1 protein-coding gene and 1 pseudogene are annotated in these 2535 nt (G+C 68.3%); both read left to right on the top strand.

Annotation, left to right across the window (positions count from 1 at the left end; genetic code table 11):
- Window positions 1–134 precede the first annotated feature (134 nt).
- Window positions 135–1217: pseudogene (gene istA, locus CJZ98_RS19225) on the top strand (IS21 family transposase); the annotation flags it as partial.
- 376 nt (window positions 1218–1593) lie between these two features.
- Window positions 1594–2388, top strand: a complete 795-nt coding sequence (istB, locus tag CJZ98_RS17485; protein WP_094592381.1) for an IS21-like element helper ATPase IstB — start codon at window positions 1594–1596, stop codon at window positions 2386–2388.
- Window positions 2389–2535 lie beyond the last annotated feature (147 nt).

Below are 2535 nucleotides of genomic sequence, written 5' to 3' on the forward strand. Positions count from 1 at the left end.
TGTCCGGCGACGATTAGATAGGCGGGACCGCGCAACTACATAGGCAGGTCTCAGGACGCGACAACAGGGCTCCAGTTCAGGTCTGGAGCCCCGCGATGCCCGCCCCTCTGTCGTTGCGGATCAAGGAGCGGTACATGGCCAGACGGGCCGCCGGGCTCAGCCAGCAGGTCGCGGCTGATGCGGTGGGGATTTCGGTGCGCAGCGCCCAGCGGATCGATCGGGGCGACCTGCAGCCCCAGGATCAGCAACAGCGCGGCCGTCACTGGCGCACCCGCGCCGATCCGCTGGCAGCGGTGTGGGAGAGCGTGCTGGTGCCCATGCTCGAGAAGGCACCGCAGCTTGAACCCCAGACGCTGCTGCTGCACCTGGAGCAGACCTTCCCCGGCCAGGAGTGGTATCGGCGCAAGCGCACACTGCAGCGCCGCGTCGAGCAGTGGAAGGCCCTGCATGGCCCTGCCCGCGACGTGATGTTTCTGCAGCACCACCAGCCCGGCGTCCTGGGCATCTCCGATTTCACCCTGCTCAAGGGTGGGCCCATCACCGTGGCCGGAGAGGTGCTGGAGCACCGGCTGTTCCACTTCCGCCTGCCCTATTCGAGCTGGTGTCATGTGGAGGTGATTCACGGCGGCGAGAGCTTTGTCGCCCTTTCAGAAGCCCTGCAGAACGCCCTCACGCTCTGCGGCGGTGTGCCGTCGGAGCACCGCACCGACAGCCTCAGCGCCTGCTTCCGCAACCGCGATGGCAGCTACGCCGGCGACTACACCAGCCGCTACCGCGAGCTCTGCTCCCACCTGGGCGTGATCGCCACCCGCAACAACCGCGGCGTGGCCCATGAGAACGGCGCGATCGAGGGCCCGCACCGGCACTGGAAGAGGCGGCTGGAGCAGCAGCTACTCCAGCGCGGCAGCCGTGATTTCGCCACCGAGGCCGAGTACCGGCAGCTGGTGGCACGCATCACCGCCACCCTCAACGGCCGCCATGAGGTGGCTGGGAGGCTGGAGATCGAGCGGCTGCACCTGCAGCCGCTGCCGGTGGAGCGCTTTGCCGACTACGACCCCGTGGTGGTGCGGGTACGGAGCACCAGCACGATCGAGGTTCGGCAGGTCACCTACAGCGTCCCCTCACGGCTGATCGGTCAGCAGCTCACGGTGCATCTGCGCCATGACCGGCTGGACCTCTACCTGCGCAGCCAGTTCGTCGAAACCCTGCCGCGGTTGCATCGGCGAGCGGGCGAGAGCGGCCCCCTGCGGCGGATCGATTTCCGCCACGTGATCGAGAGCCTGCGCCGCAAGCCCCGGGCGCTGCTGCGCGCCCAGCTGCAGGACGACCTGCTGCCTGGCGAAAGCTGGCGGCAGCTCTGGCGCCAGCTGCTGGCGGCCCTGCCGCCGGATGAGGCGGCCAAGGTCATGGTCGATGCCCTCCATGTCGCCGCCCGGCATGACGACCTGGCCGGAGTGGAGCGGTATCTGCAGCGCCAACTGAGCCGCGGTGCGCTGAGCCTCACGGGCCTGCGCGACCACTACGGCCTGCGGCCGCCCCGGGGCCTGGCGGCCATGCCCCAACTCCAGATCCCTGAACACCAACTGAGCAGCTATGACGAACTCCTGGGTGGAGCCCCCCAGCCGGCCGGCACTGGAGAGTGCCCTGCCGGCGCTCCTCAAACAGCTGAAACTGGCGCAGTTCCGCAGCCAGTGGCAGGCGGCCGAACAGCAGGCGGCAGCCGATGGCTGGAGCCCGGCCAGCTACCTCTATGTGCTGGCGGAGCAGGAGCACCAGCAGAGGCACCAGGCGCGGCTGCGGCGGCTGTTGCATGAGGCCCAGCTGCCCTGGCCCAAGACCCTGGCGGACTACGACTGGAGTGCGATCCCCGATCTCGATCGCCATCAGATCGAGCAGATCGCCCACGACACCAGCTGGTTGGACCGTGCTGAGAACCTGCTACTGTTCGGCCCCAGCGGCGTGGGCAAGACCCATCTGGCCTCCGGGATCTGCCGCAGCCTGATCAGCCTGGATCGCTCGGCTCGCTTCTTCTCCGGCACGGCCCTGGTGCAGCAGCTGCAGCAGGCCAAGGCCGATTACGCCCTGGCCAAGGCCCTCACCAAGCTGGATCGCTACGCCCTGCTGGTGATTGACGACATCGGCTACGTCCGCAAGGACGAGGCGGAGACCTCGGTGCTGTTCGAGCTGGTGATGCACCGCTACGAACGCCGCTCGCTGCTGGTGACCAGCAACCAGCCGTTCAGCGAGTGGGAGAACGTGTTCTCCACCAGCGCCATGACGGTGGCGGCGGTGGACCGGCTGGTGGACCACAGCACGATCATCCAGATCAACGGAGAGAGCTACCGCCGCAGACGGGCACGACGGGCAGGGCGCACAGCTGGGGCGTGATTCGGCGCCCTGACCAGGCGTCAATTACCCGCCAACCGACCCCAAACCAGGCGAGCCCCCACCCCCTGCCATGGCAGGGGGTGGGGGCTCCTACCCGCCTACGTAATTGACGCGACCCGCCCACGTAGTTGACACCGGGCACTCCGG

It is taken from the genome of Vulcanococcus limneticus LL (assembly GCF_002252705.1).
In the GTDB taxonomy this organism is placed as follows: domain Bacteria; phylum Cyanobacteriota; class Cyanobacteriia; order PCC-6307; family Cyanobiaceae; genus Vulcanococcus; species Vulcanococcus limneticus.

Bases quoted from the DNA above. Each gene is read 5' to 3' on its own strand.
- istB (WP_094592381.1), top strand. From the start codon at position 1,594: ATGACGAACTCCTGGGTGGAGCCCCCCAGCCGGCCGGCACTGGAGAGT.